This window comes from Kitasatospora sp. NPDC059747 (assembly GCF_042732955.1).
Lineage (GTDB): Bacteria > Actinomycetota > Actinomycetes > Streptomycetales > Streptomycetaceae > Kitasatospora.
Genome location: NZ_JBHWGV010000064.1, coordinates 1 through 21,218, shown reverse-complemented (window position 1 = coordinate 21,218; position 21,218 = coordinate 1). Strand labels below are relative to the sequence as shown.

Sequence of the window (21,218 nt, the reverse complement as noted above, 5' to 3'; positions counted from 1 at the left end):
ACCCCCCCCCGGCGGGGCCGGGGGGGGCACCCACGCGCGGGCGCGCGCGCCCGGGGTTCCAGCCGTTCGTTCACCCGGTCATTCGGTCAGGGGTGGCAGCCGGCGCGGGCCCGGCCCCTCGGCGGCCAGTTCGTCGCCGGGGTTGAGCACCCGGCAGCGGCGCAGCGACACGCAGCCGCAGCCGATGCAGCCGGTCAGCTCCGACTCCAGCCGTTCCAGCTCGGCGCGCCGGGCGCGCAGGTGCTCGGCCCACCTGGCCGAGATGCGTTCCCAGTCGCGCTTGCCGGGCATCCGGTCCTCGGGCAGCGCGGCGAAGACCTCGGCCACCTCGGCCAGCGGGATGCCCAGCCGCTTGGCGACCAGGACGAGGGAGAGCCGGCGCAGCACGTGCCGGCGGTAGCGGCGCTGGTTGCCGGTGGTGCGTTCGGAGGAGATCAGGCCCTGCTCCTCGTAGAAGCGCACCGCCGAGGTGGCGATCCCGGCCCGCCGGGCCACCTCCCCGACGCTCAGCAGATCGACCGGTCCGGTGTCCACGGCGGCCCTCCGGGTGCTCGTTGACTTCAAGTCCTCTTGAAGATCCAGCGTACCGGACGTGATCGAACCGGTCGCGGGGCAGCGTGCCGCGGACCGTGCCGATCAGGGAGGTTGCGCATCGGAACGGTTGCCGTCCGGTCCCCCGGCGGGCCGGCGTGAACTGCTTCCCGGGCTTTCCCGAGCCGTCAGCCGGTGGTGTACTCCACGGCCGTGGTGACCACCGCGAGCACGCCGTACACCGTCGCGAGCGTGGTCCGGCCGGTGGCGTACAGGGCCAGCGCGCCGGTGCCGAGGACCACCAGCTTGAGGACGATCTCGGCGGCGAGCGGCAGCCGGAACTTCGGACCGCCCGCGGCCAGGAACAGGCCCCAGACGGTCGCCGCCAGGGCGGGCGCGCCGATCCCGAGGAGCAGCCTGGTGCCCAGGGCGCCGCCGGTCTTGAAGCCCCAGTAGCAGAGCGCCGCGAGCAGCGCGAGCTCCAGCCCGAAGGCGACTCCGCCGTTGACCGCGGTCAGCGGCGTCCACTGGCGCTGGTTGACCGGGCCCGGTCTCCGGATCTTCATCTCGTCCACTCTCCCCGTTTCGCCGTCCGGCATGACCGGCGCCCAAACCGGGTGCCGGTCATGCCGGAGTCTGGCAGCACGGCCGGGCCAACTCAATGGATCACGCTCAATGGATCACGCCGCGGATCACCCCAAGGTCTCGCGGAGGAAGACGAGTTCGGCCTGGGTGACCTGCTCGCCCACGCCGCCCGGCGTCATGTGCGTGACGCCCGGCAGCGGCAGGACGCGGTGCGGGCGGCCGGCCCTGGTCAGCGCGCGGGAGAGCCGCAGGGTGTGCGAGGGGTGGACGTTGTCGTCGGCCAGCCCGTGGACCAGCAGCAGCGGGCGGGTCAGCGCGGGGGCGTCGCCGATCAGGCAGTCGTCGGCGTAGCCCTCCGGGTTGTCCTGCGGCAGGCCGAGGTAGCGCTCGGTGTACGCGGTGTCGTACTCCCGGAAGTCGGTGGGCGGGGCGCCCGCGGCGGCGGCGTGGAAGACGTCGGGGCGGCGCAGGACGGCGAGTGCGGCGAAGTACCCGCCGTACGACCAGCCGCGCACGCCGACCCGGCCGAGGTCGAGGTCGGGGTGGCGCTCGGCGAGGGCGTGCAGCGCGGCCACCTGGTCGTCGAGCGCCACCTGGGAGAAGCGGCGGAAGATCGCCCGGGTGAAGGCGGGGGAGACGAACGGGGTGCCCCGGTTGTCGGTGGTGACGACGGCGAAGCCCTGGTCGGCCCACCACTGGCGGAGCTGCCAGCGGCGCGGCTCGCTCGCGACGGCCTGGAAGCCGGGGCCGCCGTAGACGTCGAGGAGGACGGGCAGCCGGCGGCCGGGGACGTGGTCGCGCGGGTACACCACGGCGGTGGGCAGGGCGAGTTCGGTGACGCGCGCGAAGTGCGGGCGGACGCGGAACGGGAGGGCCGCGCTCAGGTCGGCGAGCAGGAGCTCGCGGCCGTCGGGCCGGCGCAGGGTGCGGCGGACGCCGTCGGGGGTGGCGGAGGTGAGCAGCAGGGTGCCGGCGGCGGCGAGGGCGGAGTGGACGCCGGGGCCGTCGCTGAGCCGCTCGGGCGGGCCGCCGTCGGGGTCGACGAGGTGGACGTGCTGGTCGGCCGGGTCGCCGTCGGTGGTCTCGCAGAGCAGCCGGCCGTGCAGCGTGCCGGTCACCCGGCGGACCTGGAGGCCGGTGGTGTCGAGCGGCTTGCCGTCGAGGGCGAGGCCGCGGGCGTCCGGGGTGTCGTGGGCGGTGAGGAGACGGCCGCCGGGGAGCCGGGCCGGGGTGCCGGGCAGGTCGTCGACCCAGAACTCGTCGGTGGTGCGCGAGAGTTCGCGGGTCTCGCCGGTGGCCGGGTCGGCGGTGAGCAGCAGGACGTTCTGCTGGAGCCGGTCGGCGACGGTCAGCAGGAGCTCGTCGTCCGAGGCCCAGGAGGCGTCGCAGACGTACGGGAACGCGGCGGCGTCCCAGCGGAGCCGGACGCGGCTGCGGTCGGCCTCCCGGGTGCCGAGGACCCACAGCTGGACGTCGGCGTTCGGGCCGCCTGCCTGTGGGTAGGCGAAGTCCTCGGCGGGCAGGCCCGGTTGGGCGGGGTCGGCGAAGTACCGCCGGGGCAGGGCGGATTCGTCCACCCGGGCGGCGAGCAGGGCGCCGCCGTCCGGGCGCCACCAGTGGCCGCGGTGGCGGCCGAGCTCCTCGGCGGCGGCGAACTCGGCGACGCCCCAGCGGGCGCCGTCGGCGGGGGAGAGGGGAGTGAGGTCCGGGTGGACGTACAGGGCGTCGTCGGCGACGTACGCGACGCGTTCGCCGGTGGCGTCCGGGCGGGGGTCGAACGCGGGCCCTGCGGTGGGGAGTTCGGTGCCCACGCCGGTGGCGGTGTCGACACGGAAGAGCCGGCCGTCGAGGGTGAACACGGCGACGGCGAGGTCGGCGGTGGCCGCGTACGTGCCGATGCCGGGGGCGGCCAGCCTGGTCCGTTCGCGCAGCCGGCGCTCGACGGCGGGCAGGTCGTCGCGGTGGCCGGTGCGGCCGGGGGCGAGGGCGGCGGGATCGGCGACGAGGCGCTCGGTGCCGAGCGGGGTGTCGGTCGCGGTGCCGGTCGCGGCGCCGGTCGCGGTGCCGGACCCGGTGTCGAGTGCGGTGTCGAGCAGGTGGAGGCGCTCGACCGGGTCGTCCGGACCGGTCGAGCGGAGCAGCAGCAGCCGGGTGCCGTCCTCGCTGAGCGTGGTCGCACGCGGGGCACCGAAGGTGAACCGGCCGGTTCGGGCGCTGAGGGTGAGGAAGGGGTCCGTGATGGTCATCGCCCGATGGTGGCCGGACGGCGCCTTGCCGGACCAGGGGTACGTCATGTGAAATGTCACACAACACCAGCAGGAGGAGAGTGCCGTGACCGAGGACCTGCCGACCGTCGAACCCCCCGAGCCCCTGAACGGGACCGACGGGCTGTTCGGCCTCTCGACCGACGCCGCGCACCTGAACCACGGCTCGTACGGTGCGGTGCCCCTGCCCGTCCAGCGCGTGCAGGACCGGCTGCGCGCCGAGCACGAGCTCGACCCGGACGACTTCTTCGCCGACCTGCCCGCCCGGATCGGCGCCGCCCGCCGCCGGATCGCCGCCGAGCTGGGCACCGACCCCGACCGCCTCGCGCTGGTCACCAACGTCACCGAGGCGGTCGCGATCGCGCTGGACACCGTCCCGCTCGCGCCCGGCGACCGCGTCCTCGTCACCGACCACGGCTACGGCGCCGTCACCAGGGCGGCCGCCCGGCGGGCCGCCGAGGCCGGCGCCGAGCTCGTCACCGCCGAGCTGCCCCTCGACGCCCCGGACGAGCACGCCGTCCGGGAGGCGGTGCTGGCGGCCGTCGACGGGCGCACCCGCCTCGCCGTGCTCGACCTGGTCACCTCGCCCACCGCCCGCGTCGTCGCCGGCCCCGAGCTGCTCGCCGAGCTGCGCCGGCGCGGCGTGACCACCGTCGTGGACGGCGCCCACGCGCCCGGCATGCTGCCCGCGCCGGTCGACGGAGCCGCCGACTTCTGGTGCGGCAACCTGCACAAGTGGGCCTTCGCCCCGCGCGCCACCGCCGTCCTGTCCGTCCGCCCGGAGTGGACGGACCGGGTGCGCCCGCTCGCCCTCTCCTGGGAGCACGACCGGGGCTTCCCGGCCAACGTCGAGTGGCGCGGCACCTGCGACTACACGCCCTGGCTGGCCGCCCCGGCCGGGTTCGACCTGCTGCGGGAACTCGGCACCGGGCGCGTCGCCGCGCACAACGCCGGGCTCGCCGCGTACGGCCGGCGGGTGCTCGCCGAGCGGGCCGGGCTGACGCCGCTGCCCGCGCCGCCCTGGGCGTGGATGCGCACCGTCCGGCTGCCCGTCGGGTGGGCCGAGACCGAACCCGACGCGCGGGCGGTGATGGCGGCGGTGCGGGAGCGTCTCGCGACCCGGGTCGCCGTCCGCCCGTGGGCCGGCGGCGGCGTGCTGCGGGTGAGCGCGCAGGTGTACAACCGGCCGCACGAGTACGAGCGGCTGGCGGACGGGCTGGCCGAGCTGCTCAAGGGCTGACGCTGCTCAAGGGCTGACGCTGCTCAAGGGCTGACGCTGCTCAAGAGCCGCCTCACGACGCCCGGAGCGGTCATTCGGCGCTCGCGCGCAGCTCGGCGAGGAGCAGGTTCTGGTCGGCGAGCAGCCCGGTGAGGATCCGCCGGGCCGAGCGGAGCAGGTCGGCGACGTCGCCCCCGGCGAGCGCGTACACCACCGTGCTGCCCTCCCGGGTCGCGGTGACGATGCCGGACCGGCGCAGCACGGCGAGCTGCTGCGACAGGCTGGAGGGTTCGACCTCCAGTGCCGCGAGCAGGTCGCGCACGGGCGTCGGTCCGGCCTGGAGGAGTTCGAGGACCCGGATCCGCACGGGGTGGCCGAGCATCCGGAAGAACTCGGCCTTGGCCTGGTAGAGGGCTACCGGCACGAGATCCCCCCTTCCCTGGTGTCGGTGCGCTCAGATCTCCAGGGCGAGTTCGATCCGCTTGAGCTGGTGGCGGGCCATCGCGAGGTTGGAGCGGTTGCGGTTGAGCGCGAGGAAGAGGAACAGCCCGCGGCCGGTGGGCGTCGTGATCGGCCGGACCATGTGGTACTGGTTCGTGAGGCTGATCAGGATGTCCTCGATCTCGTTGTCGTGCAGGTTGAGCATCTCCATCGCCCGCATCTTGGCGCGGACGACGTCGGTGTTCCCGGCGGCGGCGACGTTGAGGTCCAGCTCGCCGCCGTCGCCGAGGCTGCCGAGCGCCATGCCGCTGCCGTAGTCGACGAGGGCCACGCCGATCGCCCCGTCGATCGACATCGCGTCCTTGAGGGACGTCTCCAGGTTCGCCATCTCGGTGTCCTCCCGTGTGTCCGGCCGTCTCCCCGGCCGCGGATCCGGCCGTGCGTCCGGTGCGTGTGTTCGGTGCGGTCGAAGGTAGGGAGGACGGGCCGCTCTCCACCGGGATTGACCGGAGTCGTTCGAAGCTGGCCCGGATCAGATCACTTGAAGACATTTGCAACTATGGATCTGAGGGAGAACTGATCCGGTCCCGGAAAAAACGGTGCTATCGATGTCAGTCCACCCGGGTAACCTCTCGCTGAGATGCGAGATCACACCAACCCCACCCGGACGGCGATGAACACCCCTGAGCCCGAGCCCCACGACGACCGGGAGCTCAGCCCCGCCGAGGCGTACGCGGCCAGCCGTCGCCGGGCCGTGGAGCAGGCGACGGCCCTCCACGGCTTCCAGCAGCTGTACGACTTCCCGCTGGACGACTTCCAGGTCGAGGCCTGCCGGGCCTTGGAGGCGGGCGAGGGCGTCCTCGTCGCCGCCCCCACGGGCTCCGGGAAGACGATCGTCGGCGAGTTCGCCGTGCACCTGGCCCTGGCCGGCGGCCGCAAGTGCTTCTACACGACGCCGATCAAGGCGCTCTCCAACCAGAAGTACGGCGACCTGGTCAAGCGCTACGGCGCCGCCAAGGTCGGCCTGCTCACCGGCGACAACAGCGTCAACGGCGACGCCCCCGTGGTGGTCATGACCACCGAGGTGCTGCGCAACATGCTCTACGCGGGCTCCAGCACCCTCGACGGCCTCGGCTACGTCGTCATGGACGAGGTCCACTACCTCGCCGACCGCTTCCGCGGCGCCGTCTGGGAGGAGGTCATCATCCACCTCCCCGAGTCGGTCACCCTCGTCTCGCTCTCCGCGACCGTCTCCAACGCCGAGGAGTTCGGCGACTGGCTGGACACCGTCCGCGGCGGCACCCGGGTGATCGTCTCCGAGCACCGGCCGGTCCCGCTGTGGCAGCACGTGATGGCCGGCAACCGGATGTACGACCTGTTCGCCAGCCCCGACCGCGACGGGCGCCCCAAGCACAGCCTCAAGAACCCCGGCAAGGCGGTCAACCCCGAGCTCGTCCGGCTCGCCCGCTCGGAGCTCGACCGCAACCCGCGCGACCGCTTCGGCCGCGGCCGGGGCCGCTCCATGCCCAACGGCCGCCCCGGCCGGGTCTGGACGCCGGGCCGCGTCGACGTCATCGACCGGCTCGACGCCGAGGGCCTGCTGCCCGCGATCACCTTCATCTTCAGCCGGGCCGGCTGCGAGGCCGCCGTCCAGCAGTGCCTCAGCTCCGGCCTGCGGCTCAACAAGGACTCCGACAGAGCCCTGGTGCGATCCATCGTCGAGGAGCGCTGCGCCGACATCCCCGACGAGGACCTGCACGTCCTCGGCTACTTCGAGTGGCTGGACGGGCTGGAGCGCGGCATCGCCGCCCACCACGCCGGGATGCTGCCCCGGTTCAAGGAGGTCGTCGAGGAGCTGTTCGTGAAGGGCCTGGTCAAGGCCGTCTTCGCGACCGAGACCCTCGCGCTCGGCATCAACATGCCCGCCCGCTCGGTGGTCATGGAGAAGCTCGTCAAGTGGAACGGCGAGACCCACGCCGACATCACCCCCGGCGAGTACACCCAGCTCACCGGCCGCGCCGGGCGCCGCGGCATCGACGTCGAGGGCCACGCCGTCGTGCTCTGGCAGCGCGGCCTCGACCCGGAGGCGCTCGCCGGCCTGGCCGGCACCCGCACCTACCCGCTCAAGTCCTCGTTCCGGCCGTCCTACAACATGGCCGTCAACCTGGTCTCCCAGTTCGGCCGGCACCGCTCGCGCGAGCTGCTGGAGACGTCCTTCGCGCAGTTCCAGGCGGACCGCTCGGTCGTCGGCATCGCCCGCCAGGTGCAGCGCAACGAGGAGGGGCTGGACGGCTACCGCGCGTCGATGACCTGCCACCTCGGCGACTTCGACGAGTACATGGAGCTGCGTCGCAGCCTCAAGGACCGCGAGAACGAGCTCGCCCGCGAGGGCACCAGCCAGCGCCGCGCCGCCGCCGCCGAGTCCATCGAGCAGCTCAAGCCGGGCGACGTCATCCACGTGCCCACCGGCAAGTTCGCCGGCCTCGCCCTGGTCCTCGACCCGGGCCTGCCGCCGGTCGACCGCTCCGGCCGCGGCGGGTCGCGCCACCCGGACTTCCAGGACGGGCCGCGCCCGGTCGTGCTCACCGCCGAGCGGCAGGTCAAGCGGCTCGCCATGATCGACTTCCCGCACCCGGTCGTCGCGATCGAGCGGGTGCGCATCCCCAAGTCCTTCAACCCGCGCAGCCCGCAGTCCCGCCGCGACCTCGCCTCCGCGCTGCGCACCAAGGCCGGCCACCTGGAGCCCGAGCGCTTCCGGCGCGGGCGCGCCGCCGCCGCGGACGACCCCGAGATCACCCGGCTGCGCACCGTCCTGCGCCAGCACCCCTGCCACGGCTGCGACGAGCGCGAGGACCACGCCCGCTGGGCCGAGCGCTACCACCGGCTGCACCGCGACACCGAGCTGCTGGAGCGCAAGATGCGCTCCCGCACGCACACCATCGCCCGCACCTTCGACCGCGTCTGCGCGCTGCTCACCGACCTCGGGTACCTGAGCGGCGACACCGTCACCGACGACGGCAAGCGGCTCGGCCGGCTCTACGGTGAGCTCGACCTGCTCGCCTCCGAGTGCATCCGCGAGGGCGTGTGGAGCGGCCTGGCCGCCGCCGAACTCGCCGCCTGCGCCTCGGCGCTGGTGTACGAGTCGCGCCAGGCCGACGACGCCGGCGCCCCCCGGGTGCCGGAGGGCGCGGCCAAGGAGGCGCTCGGCAAGATGGTCCGCATCTGGGGCCACCTCGACGCCCTGGAGGAGCAGCACCGGATCAACACCGCCGAGGGCGTCGGCCAGCGCGAACCCGACCTGGGCTTCGCCTGGGTCGCCTACCGCTGGGCGCTCGGCCACAACCTCGACCAGGTGCTGCGCGACGCCGACATGCCGGCCGGCGACTTCGTCCGCTGGACCAAGCAGCTGATCGACGTCCTCGGCCAGATCCAGGACGCCGCCGGCGAGGACGCCGACCTGCGCAAGACCGCCCGCAAGGCCGTCGACGGCCTCCGCCGCGGCATCATCGCCTACTCCTCGGTGGGCTGAGGTCCCGCAAGGCGCCGAACAGGAAAGCCGCACGGGCTCCGGCGCGTGCGGCTTTCCCATGTCCGGGACCCGGCGGTTCAGCGGGTGGTGGCGAGGGCTTCCAGGAGGCGGTCCAGGGAGGTGCCGAGGCCCCAGCGGGTGGAGAGTTCTTCGAGGGTCATGGGGTCGAGGGGCTCGTGGGGGCGGACCGGGTCGAAGAGGGGGAGGGGGGCGTCGTCGGCCACGCGGACGACCTTCGGGGCGACGTCGAGGTAGGCGGCGCCCTCGACGATGTTGCGGCGGCGGGCGGGGGTGAGCCTGGAGGCGACGTCGAGGGCGGCGGCGCGGATGGCGGGGAGGTCGCCGTACTCGTTGATGAGCTGGGCGGCGGTCTTCTCGCCGATGCCCTTGACGCCCGGCAGGCCGTCGGACGGGTCGCCGCGCAGGGCGGCCATGTCGGCGTACTGGGCGCCGCGCACGCCGTACTTCTCCAGGAGCAGGGCGTCGTTCGTCACCTGCAGGTTGCCCATGCCCTTGACGGGGTAGAGGACGGTGATCTCGCGGGCGTCGTCGACGAGTTGGAACAGGTCGCGGTCGCCGGTGACGATCTGCACCGGGCCGGTGGCCCGGGCGGTGAGGGTGCCGATGACGTCGTCCGCCTCGTAGCCGGGGGAGCCGACGCGGGCGATGCCGAGCGCGTCCAGCACCTGCTCGATCACCGGGACCTGCGGGGCGAGGGTGTCGGGCACCTCCTCCTCGCCGTCCTCGGCGGCCTCGGCGACGCGGTGGGTCTTGTACGAGGGCACGAGGTCCACCCGCCACTGCGGGCGCCAGTCGGCGTCCATGCAGGCGACCAGCTGGTCGGGGCGGTGGTCGTGGACCAGCCGGGCGATGAAGTCCAGCAGGCCGCGGACGGCGTTGACCGGCTCACCCTGCGGCGAGCGCAGGGTGTCCGGTACGCCGAAGTAGGCCCGGAAGTACAGGCTGGCGGAGTCGAGCAGCATCAGTCGCGGTGCGGTCACGCCTCAGATCATGCCGTACGGGGCCGACGGACCGCCGGTTCCGGTGGGGCGCAGGTCGTCAGTGCTCGTGCGGTCCGGCGCGGTGCACCGGGCCGTGCGCGTCGGCGCAGTGCTCGGCGGACCGGTCGCCCGGGGTGGCGATCTGCAGCAGCGCGCCCGCCTCGTCCTCGCCGACGTGGTCGACCTGGAGCGTGCTGTGGGTGATCCCGTACTCGCCGGCGAGCCGGCGCTGGAGCTCGCGCCGCACGGCGTGGCAGTCCCCGCCGGGGGTGACCAGGATGTGCGCGGACAGGGCGGGCTGGCCGGAGGTGATCTCCCAGATGTGCAGGTCGTGGATCTCCTCGACCAGCGGCTCGGTGACCAGCCGGTCGGCGACGGCGTCCGGGTCGATGCCGGCCGGGGCGGCCTCCAGGAAGATCCGTCCGGAGTCCCGGACCAGGCCGATGCCCGCCTTGAGCATCAGGACGACGACGATCAGCGAGGCGATCGCGTCGGCCCGGGCGAAGCCGGTGGTCAGGACGACGAGGCCGGCGACGGCGGTGGCGATGAACGCGTACAGGTCGGTGAGGACGTGCTGGAAGGCGCCCTCGACGTTGAGCGAGCTGCGGTTGGCCTTCGACATGCACCAGGCGGCCGCGAGGTTGACGACGATGCCGATCAGCGCGGTGACCAGCACCAGTGAGCCGGTGACGGCCGGGGGTTCGATCAGCCGGGTGACCGCCTCGTAGCCCAGCCACGCGGACAGGACCAGCAGGGTGACGCCGTTGGCCTGCGCGGAGAGGATCTCGGCGCGCTTGAGCCCGTAGGTGTAGCCGCCGCGGGCCGGGCGGGCGGCGAGCCGCATCGCGATCAGCGCGAGGACGATCGAGGCGGCGTCGGTGAGCATGTGCGCGGCGTCGGAGATCAGGGCCAGCGACTGCGCGGCGAAGCCGACCACGACCTCGCCGGCCATGAAGACGACGATCAGGGCGAGGGCGCTGACCAGCCAGCGGCGGTCGGCGTCGGCGGAGACGCCGTGCGAATGGCCACCGTGCCCGTGGCCGTGCGCGTGCCCGCCGTGGCCGTGGCCGTGGCCGTGGCCGCGGCCGCCATGGTCGTGGTCATGCGCATGATCATCGTGGGGGTGCTCGTGCCCGGCCATCGAAGTCCTCTCTGGACGCACGGGTGGGAAGGGGGCGCGGCGCGATCGCCCCGCACCGGAAGTGAACCGCAGAATCGACAAAGATCCAAAGGCTGTACTGGTGACCGTTGTCGTTCCCGTTGGACCCTCCCCCGAACGGCCTTCGCATTGCCCGTGGCATAGGCCTTGGTCAATCCGAGTGGGCATGTCACTCGGCCGAGTGAACGCGGCTTGCACCCCGCCGCGCGGGTCCGCGACGATCATGCCCCGTGAAGATCGCTACCACGGGGCCCGTCCGCTGGCTCGTCGAACTCGAAGCAACCGCAGAGGAATTGATGAATCGCCATCTCTCCTCGGCGCGCGAGTGGTTCCCGCACCAGTACGTCCCGTGGAGCCTCGGCCGGGACTTCGACGGCCCGCTCGGCGGGGAGCCCTGGCGCCCCGAGCAGTCCGCGATCGGCCCCGCCGTGCGCTCGGCCCTCGTCGTCAACCTCCTCACCGAGGACAACCTGCCCGGCTACCACTGGATCATCGGCGACCGGACCACCAGGGACGGCGCCTGGGGCGCGTGGCTGCACCAGTGGACGGCCGAGGAGGACCGCCACGCCGCCGCCCTCCGCGCCTACCTGCACGCCACCCGCGCCGTCGACCCGGTCGCCCTGGAGCGCGCCCGGATGGCGCACCTGCGCACCGGCACCCTCCCGGAGCCCGAGGGCGCGCTCGGCCTGATCGCGTACGCCGCCGTCCAGGAGCTCGCCACCCGGGTGAGCCACCGCAACACCGGCCGGCTCAGCGGCGACCCGGTGTGCGACCGGCTGCTCGCCCGCATCGCCCAGGACGAGAACCTGCACATGGTCTTCTACCGCGAGCTCCTGCGCGCCGCCGCCGAACTCGACGCCGACCGGGTGCTCGTCACGCTCGACGAGACGATCCGCGGCTTCGCGATGCCCGGCCAGGGCATGCCGGGCTTCGGCCGGATGGCCGCCGAGATCGCCGTCGCCGGCGTGTACGACCCGCGGGTGCACCACGACGAGGTCCTCGTCCCGCTGCTGCGCGCGCTCAAGGTCCTCGACCGGGGCGGGCTCGGCCCCGCCGGCGAGCAGGCCCGCGAGCGCATCGCCGAGCACCTCGAAGGCCTCGACGCCCGGGCCGCCCGCTTCGTCGAGCGCCGCGCCCAGGCCCTGGCCGTCCGCGCCCGCCGGGCCGAGGGCGCCTGAACCCCACCGCTCCACGAGCCCCACCGCTCCACGAGCCCGACCGCCCAGCCCGGCCGACCAGACAGGACCCGCATGACCACCGCCATCACGACCGCAGGCACCAGCGCCGAGGACATCGCCTTCCACTACGACCTCGGCAACGACTTCTACGCCCTCTGGCTCGACGAGACCCTCGCCTACACCGCCGCCAAGTGGGACGGCATCCCGCGCGACGAGCCCGACGCCACCGCGCTGCCCCGCGCCCAGCGGGCCAAGCTCGACCACCACCTCGACCTGGTCGGCGCCGGGCCGGGTGACGGCCTGCGGATCCTCGACGTCGGCTGCGGCTGGGGCGCGATGCTGGCGCACGCGAGCCGCGGCGACCGGGTCGGCGAGGCCGTCGGCCTCACCATCTCGCCGGCCCAGCACGCGTTCCTCGCCGCCCGTGCCCTGCCCGGCGTCGAAGCCCGGCTGGAGAGCTGGGAGGACCACGCACCGGAGCGCCCGTACGACGCGATCGTCTCGATGGGCGCCTTCGAGCACTTCGCCACCGCCGGCATGACGCGCGCCGAGCGGCTCGGCGTGTACGCCCGCTACTTCGAGTCCGGCCACCGCTGGCTGCGCCCCGGCGGCCGGATGTCGCTGCAGTCGATCGGCTACGACGGCGTGGCGGACGGCACCGGACCGCTGGGCGAGTTCGTCGGCAGCGACATCTTCCCGAACTGCACGCTGCCCCGGCTGAGCGAGATCGCCGCCGCCTGCGACCCGTACTTCTCGGTCGTGGTCCTCGCCGCCTCCGCCGAGGACTACGCGCGCACGCTGGCCGCCTGGTCGGCCCGGCTGCTGAAGGCGCGCGAGGCGGCCGAGCGGCTGGTCGGGGCGGACGGGTACCGCCGCTACCGGCGCTACCTGCGCGGCAGCGAAGTGACGTTCCTGCGCGGCGCCGCCACGCTCTACCGGATCGGCCTCCGGCGGCGTGACGAGCCGCTGCGGCTCCCGGTCTGAGGCCGGGGTGGCTTCCGGACGGAGGGCCTGGGCGGCGGTCGCGGTGGTCTGCGCCGCGCTGTTCCTGCTCGGCCTCGACTTCACCGTGCTCAACGTCGCCATCCCCGGCCTGCGCGCCGACCTCGGCCCGACGCTCGCCGAGACGCAGTGGATCGTCGACGGCTACGCGCTCGCGCTCGGCGGCTGCGTCCTGGCCGCCGGGGCGCTCGGCGACCGGTACGGCAGGCGGCGGGCCTTCCTCGCCGGGCTCGCGCTCTGCGGGCTGGCCTCGGTGGCCGGCGCCACCGGTCACGGTGCGGCCCAACTCGTCGCCGCCCGGTGCGGGATGGGGCTCGGCGCGGCGCTGTTCATGCCCGCCACCCTCTCCACCGTCGTGCACGTCCTGCCCGAACCGGCCGCCCGGCGGCGGGCGATCGGCATCTGGGCGGCGGTGGCCGGGGTCGGCGCGGTGTTCGGCCCGGTCGCGGGCGGTCTGCTGGTCCAGCGGTACGGCTGGCAGGCGGCCTTCTGGCTGAACGTCCCGGTGATCGCCGTGATCGGCGCGACGGCGCTCGCCGTCCTGCCCGAGTCCCGCGCACCCGAGGCGCGGCCGCTCGACCGGCCCGGCGCGCTGCTGTCCTGCGCCGGGCTGCTCGCGCTGGTGTGGGGTGTGATCGAGGCCCCGGGCCGGGGCTGGACCAGCGCCGGCGTGCTGACGGCGTTCGCCGTCGCGGTGCTGCTGATCGCCGTCTTCGTCCGGCGCCAACTCCGGTGCGCCGAACCGATGGTGCCGGTCCGGCTGCTGCGCGGCGGGCCGGTCTGGCCGGCCACGCTGTCGCTCGCGCTGATGTCCTTCGCCATGTTCGGCGCGATGTTCCTGCTGACGCTCCACCTCCAGCAGGTCCGCGGTCTGTCCGCATGGCAGGCCGGGGTGCGGATGGTCCCGCTCTCCCTCGGACTCGCCACCGGTGCGCTCCTCGGGCCCGTGCTGGCACGGCGGTCGGGTGCCCGGGTGCCGTGCGCCGGCGGCCTGGCGCTGATCGCGGCCGGGTTCGTCCAGCTGGGCGGACTGACCGTCGGCTCCGGGGACGCCCCGGTGCTGCTGTTCGAGGGCCTCGCCGGCGTCGGCGCAGGGTTGCTCGCGCCGGTCGCGACCGAGCTGGTGATGAGCGCCGTTCCGGAGGGCGCGGCCGGGGTCGGCTCGGCCCTCAACGACGCCACCCGGCAGGTCGGTTCGACCCTCGGGGTGGCCGTGCTGGGCTCCGTCCTGGCCACCGCGCTCGAACGGGCCCGCCCGGCGGATCCGGCCGCCTTCGCCCTGGCGTTCACCGACGGCCTCGGCGCCGCGGCCGTGGTCGGCGGTGCCGTCGCCCTGCTCGCCGCCATCCTCGCCTGGCGTCGCCTGCCGGGTCTCGACCGGCCCGCCGTCCGCGACCTCGATTCTTCGACAACCACGTCCTGAAGGGAAGTCCACCCATGTCCTCGACCTACGAGACCCTCCGCTCCTGCCTCGTCGACGAGTTCGACGTCGTGCCCGCCCGCGTCACCCCCGACGCCACCCTGGCCTCGCTCGACCTCGACAGCCTCGCCCTGGTCGAGCTCTCGCTGCTCGTTGAGGAGCGGATCGGCGTCACCGTCGCCGACATCACCCCCGACCGCACCCTCGGCGAGCTCGCCGCCCACGCGGACGCCACCCTCGCCGCGGAGGGCGTCAGTTGAGCACCCGTGCGGTGGCCGTCACCGGGCTCGGGCTGGTCACCCCGGCCGGCAGCGGCGCGGCGGCGGTCTGGGAGCGCTTCCTGGACGCCGGTCCTACCGCCCGGCCGGATCCCGAACTCGCGGGCCTCGCCGTCGACTTCTCCTGCCGGCTGGACGGCTTCGACCCGCCGGCCCTGCTCGGCGGCCGGCTCGCCCGGCGGCTCGACCGCTTCTGCCAGATGGCCGTGGTCGCCGCCCGGCAGGCGGTGGCCGACGCCGGGCTCGACCCGGCGGAGTGGGACGGCACGCGGGTGGGCGCCGTCCTCGGCGTCAGCGCGAACAGCTCGCACACGTACGCCGTCGAGTACGCCCGCCTCGCCGAGGGCCGCGCCGACCGGATCTCGCCGCTGATGCTGCCGCGCAGCATCCCCAACATGGCCGCCGGGGAGGTCGCCCTCGACCTCGGCGTGCTCGGCCCGAGCCTGGTCACCAGCACCGCGTGCGCCTCGGGCACCACCGCGCTCGCGCTCGCCTGCGACCTCATCCGCTCCGGCACCTGCGACCTCGTCCTCGCCGGCGGCACCGACAGCGCCCGCACCGCGATGACGGCCGCCGCCTTCGACCGGCTCGGCGCGCTGTCGCGCCGCCGCCACGACCCGGCCGGCGCCTCCCGCCCGTTCGACGCCGACCGGGACGGCTTCGTGCTCGCCGAGGGCGCGGGCGTCCTCGTCCTCGAACGCCTCGGCCACGCCCGGGCCCGCGGGGTGCGCCCGCGCGCCCTCCTCGCCGGGCACGGCGCCTCCAGCGACGCCCACCACTTCACGGCCCCGCACCCCGGCGGCGACGGCCTCGCCCGCGCCGTGCGGGCCGCCCTCGCCGACGCCGGGCTGGCGCCGTACGAGATCGGGCACGTCAACGCGCACGGCACCGGTACCCCGCTCAACGACCCGGCCGAGGCGGCCGCGCTGCGGCAGGTGTTCCACCGGCCGCCGCCGGTGACCGCCAACAAGAGCGTCATCGGCCACACGATGGGCGCGGCCGGGGCGATCGAGGCGGCGGTCGCCGTCCTGTCGCTCCAGCACCGGCTCGTCCCGCCCACCGCCAACCTCGACCGGCTCGACGACGCCGTCGACCTCGACGTCGTCACCAAGGCGCCGCGCCCGCTGGCCGTCCCCACCGCCCTGTCCGTCTCCAGCGGCTTCGGCGGCCAGAACGCCGCCGTCGTGCTCACCGCCGCCTGAACCCGGAGCCCCGATGTTCCTCCCCCTCGCCCGGCTCTACGCCCGCCTGGTGTTCCGCCGCCCGCCCGCCGACTGGTCGGTCCCCGCGCCGGACGGGCGGTACGAGCCCACCGGGTCCACCGAACCCGCCGCCCCCGGCGACGACCGGCCGCTGACGCTGCTCGTGCTCGGCGACTCGCTCGCCCAGAGCGTCGGCGCCCGGCGTCCGGGGCAGACCCTCGGCGCCCGGCTCGCCCAGGGCCTCGCCGAGGGCACCGGCCGCCCGGTCCTCCTGCGCGTCCACGCCCGGGCCGGCGCCACCACGGCCGCCGTCGGCCGGCAGGTGCTGCGGGCGGCGCGGCTGCGGCCGGGGATCGCGGTGCTGATCGTCGGCGGGAACGACGTCCTGCTGCCCGCGCCGCTCGGCCGGGCCGCCCGCCGCTTCGCCCACCTGGCGCAGGCGCTGCGGGAGGCCGGCTGGGAACTGGTCGTCGTGCCGTGCCCCGACCCCGGTTACGCGCCGGGCTTCCGCCGCCCGGCCCGTTGGATCGGCCACGTCCGCTCCGGCCGCCTCGCCCGCCGTCACACCCGCACCGCCGTCCGCACCGGCGCCCACCTGGCCCCCACGTCGGGCCCCGAGTTCCGGGACCGGGCCGACACCCTCCTGAGCCCCGACGGCGTCCACCCGTCTCCGGCGGGCTACGCCGCCCACGCCACCCGGATGCTCCCCACCCTCCTGGAGGCGGCGGCGCAGATCCGGCTCCCCGTCCCCGCGGCCGGCTGACCGACGGGTCCCCGCGTCTCGCGTCCGGGGCGCGGGGAGGGCGACAAAGTGCTGGCGCAGCAGGCGAGTTGCCGCTACGCCAGCACGACGGCGTCCAACTGCGCCGCCGTCGCCGCCCGCACGAGCGCCCGCATCACCCGAAGGTCGTCCCCCTGCTCCGGGTGCCACTGCACGCCCAGCGTGAACCCCGGCCCCTCCACCGCCTCCACCGTGCCGTCCGGCGCGTGCGCCGAGACCCTTAGGCCGGCCCCGACCCGGTCCACCGCCTGGTGGTGGAAGGTCGGCACCTCCAGTTCGCTCTCCGGCAGCAGCCCGCCCAGCAGCGTCCCGGGCACCGGCCGCACCGGGTGCGTCCCGTACCTGCCCGGCGAGCCGTTGTGCACGTCCACGTCGACGACGTCCGGCAGGTGCTGGACGAGCGTCCCCCCGCACACGACGTTGAGCACCTGCATGCCCCGGCAGATCCCCAGCAGCGGCATGCCCGCCGCGAGCGCGCCGCGCAGCAGCGCGACCTCCCACACGTCCCGTTCCGGCGAGTCGACCTCGGTGCGCGCGTGGGCCGCCGCGCCGTAGTACGCCGGATCGAGGTCCGGCCCGCCGGCGATGACGAGGGCGTCGAGCCGCGCGAGGACGTCGGGCGCGCGTTCCGGGGCGTCCGGCGGGAGGAGGACGGCGATGCCGCCGGAGTCCTGGACGTAGGCGGTGTACCGCTCGGGCACGAGTGCCACCCGGCGGCCCCGCCAGTCGCTCCAACTCGCGTCCACCACGTAGGTGCTGACGCCGATGAAAGGCCTGCGATCCATGGCGCGCATTCTGCACCCGTCACGTCCCTTCCCACGTCAACCACGCATCCCGGCGCGCCACACCCGCCCGCCCTCTTCCGCCCCGCGAGCCGCAGGCCGTACGGTTCGCTGTGACCGCCTGATCTCGAAGAGTGATCGAGGAGAAGGGTTCCGTCGCCATGTCCGAGAACGCCGCCGCAGGCGGGCCGCCGCGGGCCCCGCTCACGCTGGACGAACTGCGCACCCTGGTGGACGCCGGCGAGGTGCACACCGTCGCCCTCGCCTTCACCGACATGCAGGGCCGTCTGCAGGGCAAGCGGTTCGCCGCCCGGTTCTTCCTCGACGAGGTCGTCGAGAACGGCGCCGAGGCCTGCGACTACCTGCTGGCCGTCGACGTCGACCTCAACACCGTCGACGGCTACGCCTTCTCCTCCTGGGCCACCGGCTACGGCGACTTCGCGATGCGCCCCGACCTCGCCACGCTGCGCCTGACCCCGTGGCAGCCCGGCACCGCCCAGGTCACCGCCGACCTGGCCCGGCACGGCGGCCACCCGGTGGACGCGGCGCCGCGCCAGCTGCTGCGCCGCCAGATCGCGCGCCTGGCCGAGCACGGGCTGGCCGCCGACATCGGCACGGAACTGGAGTTCCTGGTCTTCCGGGACACCTACGAGCAGGCCTGGCTGGGCGGTTACCGCGGCCTGACCCCGGCGAACCTGTACAACGTCGACTACTCGATGCTCGGCACCGCCCGGGTCGAGCCGCTGCTGTCGCGCATCCGCAACGAGATGGCGGGCGCGGGCCTGACCGTCGAGTCGGCGAAGGGCGAGTGCAACCTCGGCCAGCACGAGATCGCCTTCCGCTACGCCGACGCCCTCACCACGTGCGACCAGCACAGCGTCTACAAGACCGGCGCGAAGGAGATCGCCGCCCAGCTGGGCTGCGCGCTCACCTTCATGGCCAAGTACGACGAGCGCGAGGGCAACAGCTGCCACATCCACCTGTCGCTGCGGGACGCCGTCGGAGCGCCCGCGTTCGCGGACCGGGACGGCCGGATGACCGACACGATGCGGCACTTCCTGGCCGGACAGCTCGTCGCGCTGCGCGAGTTCGGCCTGCTGTACGCGCCGAACATCAACTCGTACAAGCGGTACCGCCCCGGCTCGTTCGCGCCGACGGCGGTGGCCTGGGGCCGGGACAACCGCACCTGCGCCTACCGGGTGGTCGGTCACGGCCCCGGCCTGCGGATGGAGAACCGGGTGCCCGGCGGGGACGTCAACCCGTACCTCGCGGTGGCCGGGATGATCGCGGCCGGCCTGCACGGCGTCCAGCAGAAGCTGGATCTGCCCGCGCCGTGCCTGGGCAACGCGTACGCCGTCGAGGAGTACGCCCGGGTGCCGGGCTCGCTGCGCGAGGCCGCCGACCTGTGGGCCGGCAGCGAGCTCGCCCGGACGGCCTTCGGGGACGACGTGGTGGAGCACTACCTGAACATGGCCCGGGTCGAGCAGTCCGCGTACGACGGCGCCGTGACCGACTGGGAGCGCTACCGCTCCTTCGAACGGATGTGAGGCCGATGACCGGGAAGGGTTCCGCGCACGAGGACGTGGTCTGCCGACGCCTGGTCGGCCGCACCGCCGTGATCACCGGCGCGGGCAGCGGCATCGGCCTGGCCGCGGCGCGCCGGCTGGCCGCCGAGGGCGCGAAGGTGGTGTGCGCGGACCTCGACGAGGCGAGCGGCAGGGCGGCGGCGAAGGAGGTCGGCGGCCTGTTCGTGCACACCGACGTCACCGACCCGTACATGGTCGAGGCGCTGTTCGACGAGGCCTACGAGACGTGCGGCAGCGTCGACGTGGCCTTCAACAACGCCGGCATCTCGCCCCCGGAGGACGACTCGATCCTGACCACCGGCCTGGAGGCGTGGCGGCGGGTCCAGGAGGTCAACCTGACCTCCGTCTACCTGTGCTGCAAGGCGGCGCTGCCGTACATGCGCCGGCACGGGCGGGGCTCGATCATCAACACGGCGAGCTTCGTGGCCCGGATGGGCGCGGCGACCTCGCAGATCTCCTACACCGCCTCGAAGGGCGGGGTGCTCGCGATGTCCCGCGAGCTGGGCGTGCAGTTCGCGCGGGAAGGGATCCGGGTGAACGCGCTGTCGCCGGGGCCGGTGGACACCCCGCTGCTGCGGGAGCTGTTCGCGAAGGACCCGGAGCGGGCCGCGCGCCGCCTGGTGCACATCCCGCTGGGCCGGTTCGCCCGCCCGGAGGAGATCGCGGCGGCGGTGGCGTTCCTGGCCAGTGACGACTCGTCGTTCATCACCGCGAGCGAGTTCCTGGTCGACGGCGGCATCGCCGGGGCGTACGTCACGCCGCTGTAGACCGCCCCGCCGGGCCGCCGCCCCGCCGCCCCGCCGGGAGCGGCCCGGGGGCCGTCCAGGGTGCTTCTCACCGTAATCTCATCCGGAAGCACGGGAATTCACGCTTGTGCTGATTTCGCGTTTATCCGCCTGCCTTTACATTCTTTGGTGTGAGTGAGCAGATTCCCGCCGGGTGGTACCCGGACCCCAAGGACACCAGCAGCGACCCGAGACCGCAGCGCTGGTGGGACGGCAAGGGCTGGACGGCCAGCACCCGGCCCGCACCCTCGGACGCGCCGACGCCGGAGCCCCCGGCCGCCGACGCTCCGGGGCCGGGGACGGCCGAGGAGCCCGCGGCGGCGGCCGGCGGGCCGACGGTCCTGGAGGGCGAGGTGCTGGAGAGCGGGACGGTCCGCTACCCGGAGCCGCCGCCCTTCGGCACCGCGTACGGTGCCGAGGTGCCGCCGCCGGCCAAGGCCCGGCGCAAGCCCTCCAAGCTGGTCGTGGCGACCGTCGTGGCGGCGCTGGTCGGCCTGGGCGTCGGCTCGGGGGTGACGTACCTCGCGATGGACGGCCACGGCGACCGCACGCAGCGCGTGGCGAAGCCGCAGGCCGCGCCCTGGGAGAACGGCCCGTGGAACGACTTCCCCGGCCTGGGCGGCGGCAGCGGCGGCCCCGGGGGCGGCGGCTCCGGCGGCAACGGTGGCGGCAACGGCAAGGGCGGCAGCGGCGGCAACGGTTCCGGTGGTTCCGGTGGTTCCGGCGGCAACGGCAAGACCCGCCCCGGCTCCGGCGGCGCTATCGACCTGGTCAACCGGATCACCCTGCCCGTCCCGTCCGGCTGGGACGCGGGCAGCACCCGCGACGGCTTCGCGTCGATGAGCGTCGGCACCTACACCTGCGCGGGCGGCGGCACCGGCACCTGCACCCTCGGCGGCGTGAACACCGGCCACATCGACGGTGCCACGGACGTCCAGGCAGCGGCGAAGAGCGACATCACCCAGGCCGCCAAGGACGCCTACGGCGACATCACCGGCCACCAGGAGCTCAAGTCCGAGGCCGTCACCGTGAACGGCAAGAGCGGCTACCTCGTCCGCTGGAAGGTCGACGCGCCCACCGGCAACAACGGCTACGTGCAGACCGTGGTCTTCCCGTCCGCCGACGGCACCGGCCTGGTCTCGGTGCACTTCGGCTTCGACATCGCGGACAAGGCGCCGGACCCCGCGGTGATGGACACCATCGTCAAGGGCATCGGCGACTACAAGGGCAAGCTGCCCTCGATCCCGCTGCCCGGCGGCGGCACCGGTGGGGCGGGCGGCGCAGGCGGCTCGGGCAGCACCGGTGGCTCCGGCGACCCGGGCACGGGCGGCACCACCACCACCGCCACCTGAGCGGCGGCGACTCCTCACGCACCAGCGGGGGGGGGGGGGGGGGGGGCCGGAGGGGCGGGGGGGCGGGGGGGGGGGAGGGGACGAGCGGAGCGGCAGAGGGGCGGGGGGGGGGGGGTGGTGAGC

General features: G+C 74.6%; 19 protein-coding genes. 11 read left to right on the top strand and 8 right to left on the bottom strand.

The window, feature by feature from the left end; translation table 11 throughout:
* Positions 1–78: 78 nt before the first annotated feature.
* The 3 genes from soxR to ACFV4G_RS25925 form a co-directional block, all read right to left on the bottom strand.
* A complete protein-coding gene (soxR, locus tag ACFV4G_RS25935; protein WP_380444345.1) occupies positions 79–534 on the bottom strand; it encodes a redox-sensitive transcriptional activator SoxR in 456 nt (151 codons plus the stop codon).
* Between the two features lie 185 nt (positions 535–719).
* Positions 720–1,097 carry a YrdB family protein gene (locus ACFV4G_RS25930; protein WP_380444344.1) on the bottom strand — a complete coding sequence of 126 codons (378 nt, stop codon included), beginning with the start codon at positions 1,095–1,097 and terminating at the stop codon, positions 720–722.
* 126 nt (positions 1,098–1,223) lie between these two features.
* Complete coding sequence (locus ACFV4G_RS25925; protein ID WP_380444342.1) at positions 1,224–3,362, bottom strand: prolyl oligopeptidase family serine peptidase; 2,139 nt, start codon at positions 3,360–3,362, stop codon at positions 1,224–1,226.
* A gap of 85 nt (positions 3,363–3,447) precedes the next feature.
* Between ACFV4G_RS25925 and ACFV4G_RS25920 the strand changes: the two genes are divergently transcribed.
* Complete coding sequence (locus ACFV4G_RS25920) at positions 3,448–4,620, top strand: aminotransferase class V-fold PLP-dependent enzyme (protein ID WP_380444340.1); 1,173 nt, start codon at positions 3,448–3,450, stop codon at positions 4,618–4,620.
* Positions 4,621–4,690: 70 nt separating this feature from the next.
* On the opposite strand, the gene ACFV4G_RS25915 is transcribed toward ACFV4G_RS25920, so the two are convergent.
* Positions 4,691–5,023: an ArsR/SmtB family transcription factor gene (locus ACFV4G_RS25915; protein WP_380444338.1), complete on the bottom strand. Its 333-nt coding sequence runs from the start codon at positions 5,021–5,023 to the stop codon at positions 4,691–4,693.
* A gap of 30 nt (positions 5,024–5,053) precedes the next feature.
* Entirely contained in the window at positions 5,054–5,428 is a 375-nt protein-coding gene (locus ACFV4G_RS25910) for a hypothetical protein (RefSeq protein WP_380444337.1), read from the bottom strand.
* A gap of 285 nt (positions 5,429–5,713) precedes the next feature.
* Here ACFV4G_RS25910 and ACFV4G_RS25905 point away from each other — a divergent pair, with 285 nt between their 5' ends.
* Entirely contained in the window at positions 5,714–8,569 is a 2,856-nt protein-coding gene (locus ACFV4G_RS25905) for a DEAD/DEAH box helicase (protein WP_380444400.1), read from the top strand.
* Between the two features lie 77 nt (positions 8,570–8,646).
* On the opposite strand, the gene ACFV4G_RS25900 is transcribed toward ACFV4G_RS25905, so the two are convergent.
* Entirely contained in the window at positions 8,647–9,552 is a 906-nt protein-coding gene (locus tag ACFV4G_RS25900; RefSeq protein ID WP_380444398.1) for a 5'-3' exonuclease H3TH domain-containing protein, read from the bottom strand.
* Positions 9,553–9,628: 76 nt separating this feature from the next.
* Entirely contained in the window at positions 9,629–10,711 is a 1,083-nt protein-coding gene (locus ACFV4G_RS25895; protein WP_380444335.1) for a cation diffusion facilitator family transporter, read from the bottom strand.
* A gap of 248 nt (positions 10,712–10,959) precedes the next feature.
* On the opposite strand from ACFV4G_RS25895, the gene ACFV4G_RS25890 reads away from it, so the two are divergent.
* The 6 genes from ACFV4G_RS25890 (at position 10,960) to ACFV4G_RS25865 (ending at position 16,572) form a co-directional block, all read left to right on the top strand.
* On the top strand, positions 10,960–11,907 hold the full coding sequence (locus ACFV4G_RS25890) for an acyl-ACP desaturase (protein WP_380444333.1): 948 nt from the start codon (positions 10,960–10,962) through the stop codon (positions 11,905–11,907).
* A gap of 72 nt (positions 11,908–11,979) precedes the next feature.
* Positions 11,980–12,891, top strand: a complete 912-nt coding sequence (locus ACFV4G_RS25885; RefSeq protein ID WP_380444331.1) for a class I SAM-dependent methyltransferase — start codon at positions 11,980–11,982, stop codon at positions 12,889–12,891.
* A gap of 7 nt (positions 12,892–12,898) precedes the next feature.
* Positions 12,899–14,332, top strand: coding sequence for an MFS transporter (locus ACFV4G_RS25880; protein ID WP_380444329.1), 1,434 nt, complete (start codon positions 12,899–12,901; stop codon positions 14,330–14,332).
* Positions 14,333–14,346: 14 nt separating this feature from the next.
* A complete protein-coding gene (locus ACFV4G_RS25875; RefSeq protein WP_380444327.1) occupies positions 14,347–14,589 on the top strand; it encodes an acyl carrier protein in 243 nt (80 codons plus the stop codon).
* Complete coding sequence (locus ACFV4G_RS25870; protein WP_380444325.1) at positions 14,586–15,809, top strand: beta-ketoacyl-[acyl-carrier-protein] synthase family protein; 1,224 nt, start codon at positions 14,586–14,588, stop codon at positions 15,807–15,809. Before ACFV4G_RS25875 ends, ACFV4G_RS25870 begins: the two co-directional genes overlap by 4 nt.
* Positions 15,810–15,822: 13 nt before the next feature.
* Entirely contained in the window at positions 15,823–16,572 is a 750-nt protein-coding gene (locus ACFV4G_RS25865; protein ID WP_380444323.1) for an SGNH/GDSL hydrolase family protein, read from the top strand.
* 74 nt (positions 16,573–16,646) lie between these two features.
* On the opposite strand, the gene ACFV4G_RS25860 is transcribed toward ACFV4G_RS25865, so the two are convergent.
* Entirely contained in the window at positions 16,647–17,375 is a 729-nt protein-coding gene (locus ACFV4G_RS25860; RefSeq protein WP_380444321.1) for a gamma-glutamyl-gamma-aminobutyrate hydrolase family protein, read from the bottom strand.
* Positions 17,376–17,533: 158 nt separating this feature from the next.
* On the opposite strand from ACFV4G_RS25860, the gene ACFV4G_RS25855 reads away from it, so the two are divergent.
* The 3 genes from ACFV4G_RS25855 to ACFV4G_RS25845 all read left to right on the top strand — a co-directional run bounded on the left by ACFV4G_RS25855 (position 17,534) and on the right by ACFV4G_RS25845 (position 21,095).
* On the top strand, positions 17,534–18,919 hold the full coding sequence (locus ACFV4G_RS25855) for a glutamine synthetase family protein (protein ID WP_380444319.1): 1,386 nt from the start codon (positions 17,534–17,536) through the stop codon (positions 18,917–18,919).
* A 5-nt stretch (positions 18,920–18,924) separates the two neighbouring features.
* Positions 18,925–19,725 (top strand): 3-oxoacyl-ACP reductase, encoded by an 801-nt coding sequence (locus tag ACFV4G_RS25850; RefSeq protein WP_380444317.1) that lies wholly within the window; start codon positions 18,925–18,927, stop codon positions 19,723–19,725.
* Positions 19,726–19,874: 149 nt separating this feature from the next.
* Positions 19,875–21,095 carry a DUF2510 domain-containing protein gene (locus ACFV4G_RS25845; RefSeq protein WP_380444315.1) on the top strand — a complete coding sequence of 407 codons (1,221 nt, stop codon included), beginning with the start codon at positions 19,875–19,877 and terminating at the stop codon, positions 21,093–21,095.
* Positions 21,096–21,218 lie beyond the last annotated feature (123 nt).

Coding starts and splice junctions, on each gene's coding strand:
- ACFV4G_RS25905 (WP_380444400.1), top strand. CDS start 5,714: ATGAACACCCCTGAGCCCGAGCCCCACGACGACCGGGAGCTCAGCCCC.
- ACFV4G_RS25900 (WP_380444398.1), bottom strand. CDS start 9,552: ATGCTGCTCGACTCCGCCAGCCTGTACTTCCGGGCCTACTTCGGCGTA.
- ACFV4G_RS25850 (WP_380444317.1), top strand. CDS start 18,925: ATGACCGGGAAGGGTTCCGCGCACGAGGACGTGGTCTGCCGACGCCTG.
- ACFV4G_RS25875 (WP_380444327.1), top strand. CDS start 14,347: ATGTCCTCGACCTACGAGACCCTCCGCTCCTGCCTCGTCGACGAGTTC.
- ACFV4G_RS25910 (WP_380444337.1), bottom strand. CDS start 5,428: ATGGCGAACCTGGAGACGTCCCTCAAGGACGCGATGTCGATCGACGGG.
- ACFV4G_RS25855 (WP_380444319.1), top strand. CDS start 17,534: ATGTCCGAGAACGCCGCCGCAGGCGGGCCGCCGCGGGCCCCGCTCACG.
- ACFV4G_RS25885 (WP_380444331.1), top strand. CDS start 11,980: ATGACCACCGCCATCACGACCGCAGGCACCAGCGCCGAGGACATCGCC.
- ACFV4G_RS25860 (WP_380444321.1), bottom strand. CDS start 17,375: ATGGATCGCAGGCCTTTCATCGGCGTCAGCACCTACGTGGTGGACGCG.
- ACFV4G_RS25925 (WP_380444342.1), bottom strand. CDS start 3,362: ATGACCATCACGGACCCCTTCCTCACCCTCAGCGCCCGAACCGGCCGG.
- ACFV4G_RS25865 (WP_380444323.1), top strand. CDS start 15,823: ATGTTCCTCCCCCTCGCCCGGCTCTACGCCCGCCTGGTGTTCCGCCGC.
- ACFV4G_RS25895 (WP_380444335.1), bottom strand. CDS start 10,711: ATGGCCGGGCACGAGCACCCCCACGATGATCATGCGCATGACCACGAC.
- ACFV4G_RS25930 (WP_380444344.1), bottom strand. CDS start 1,097: ATGAAGATCCGGAGACCGGGCCCGGTCAACCAGCGCCAGTGGACGCCG.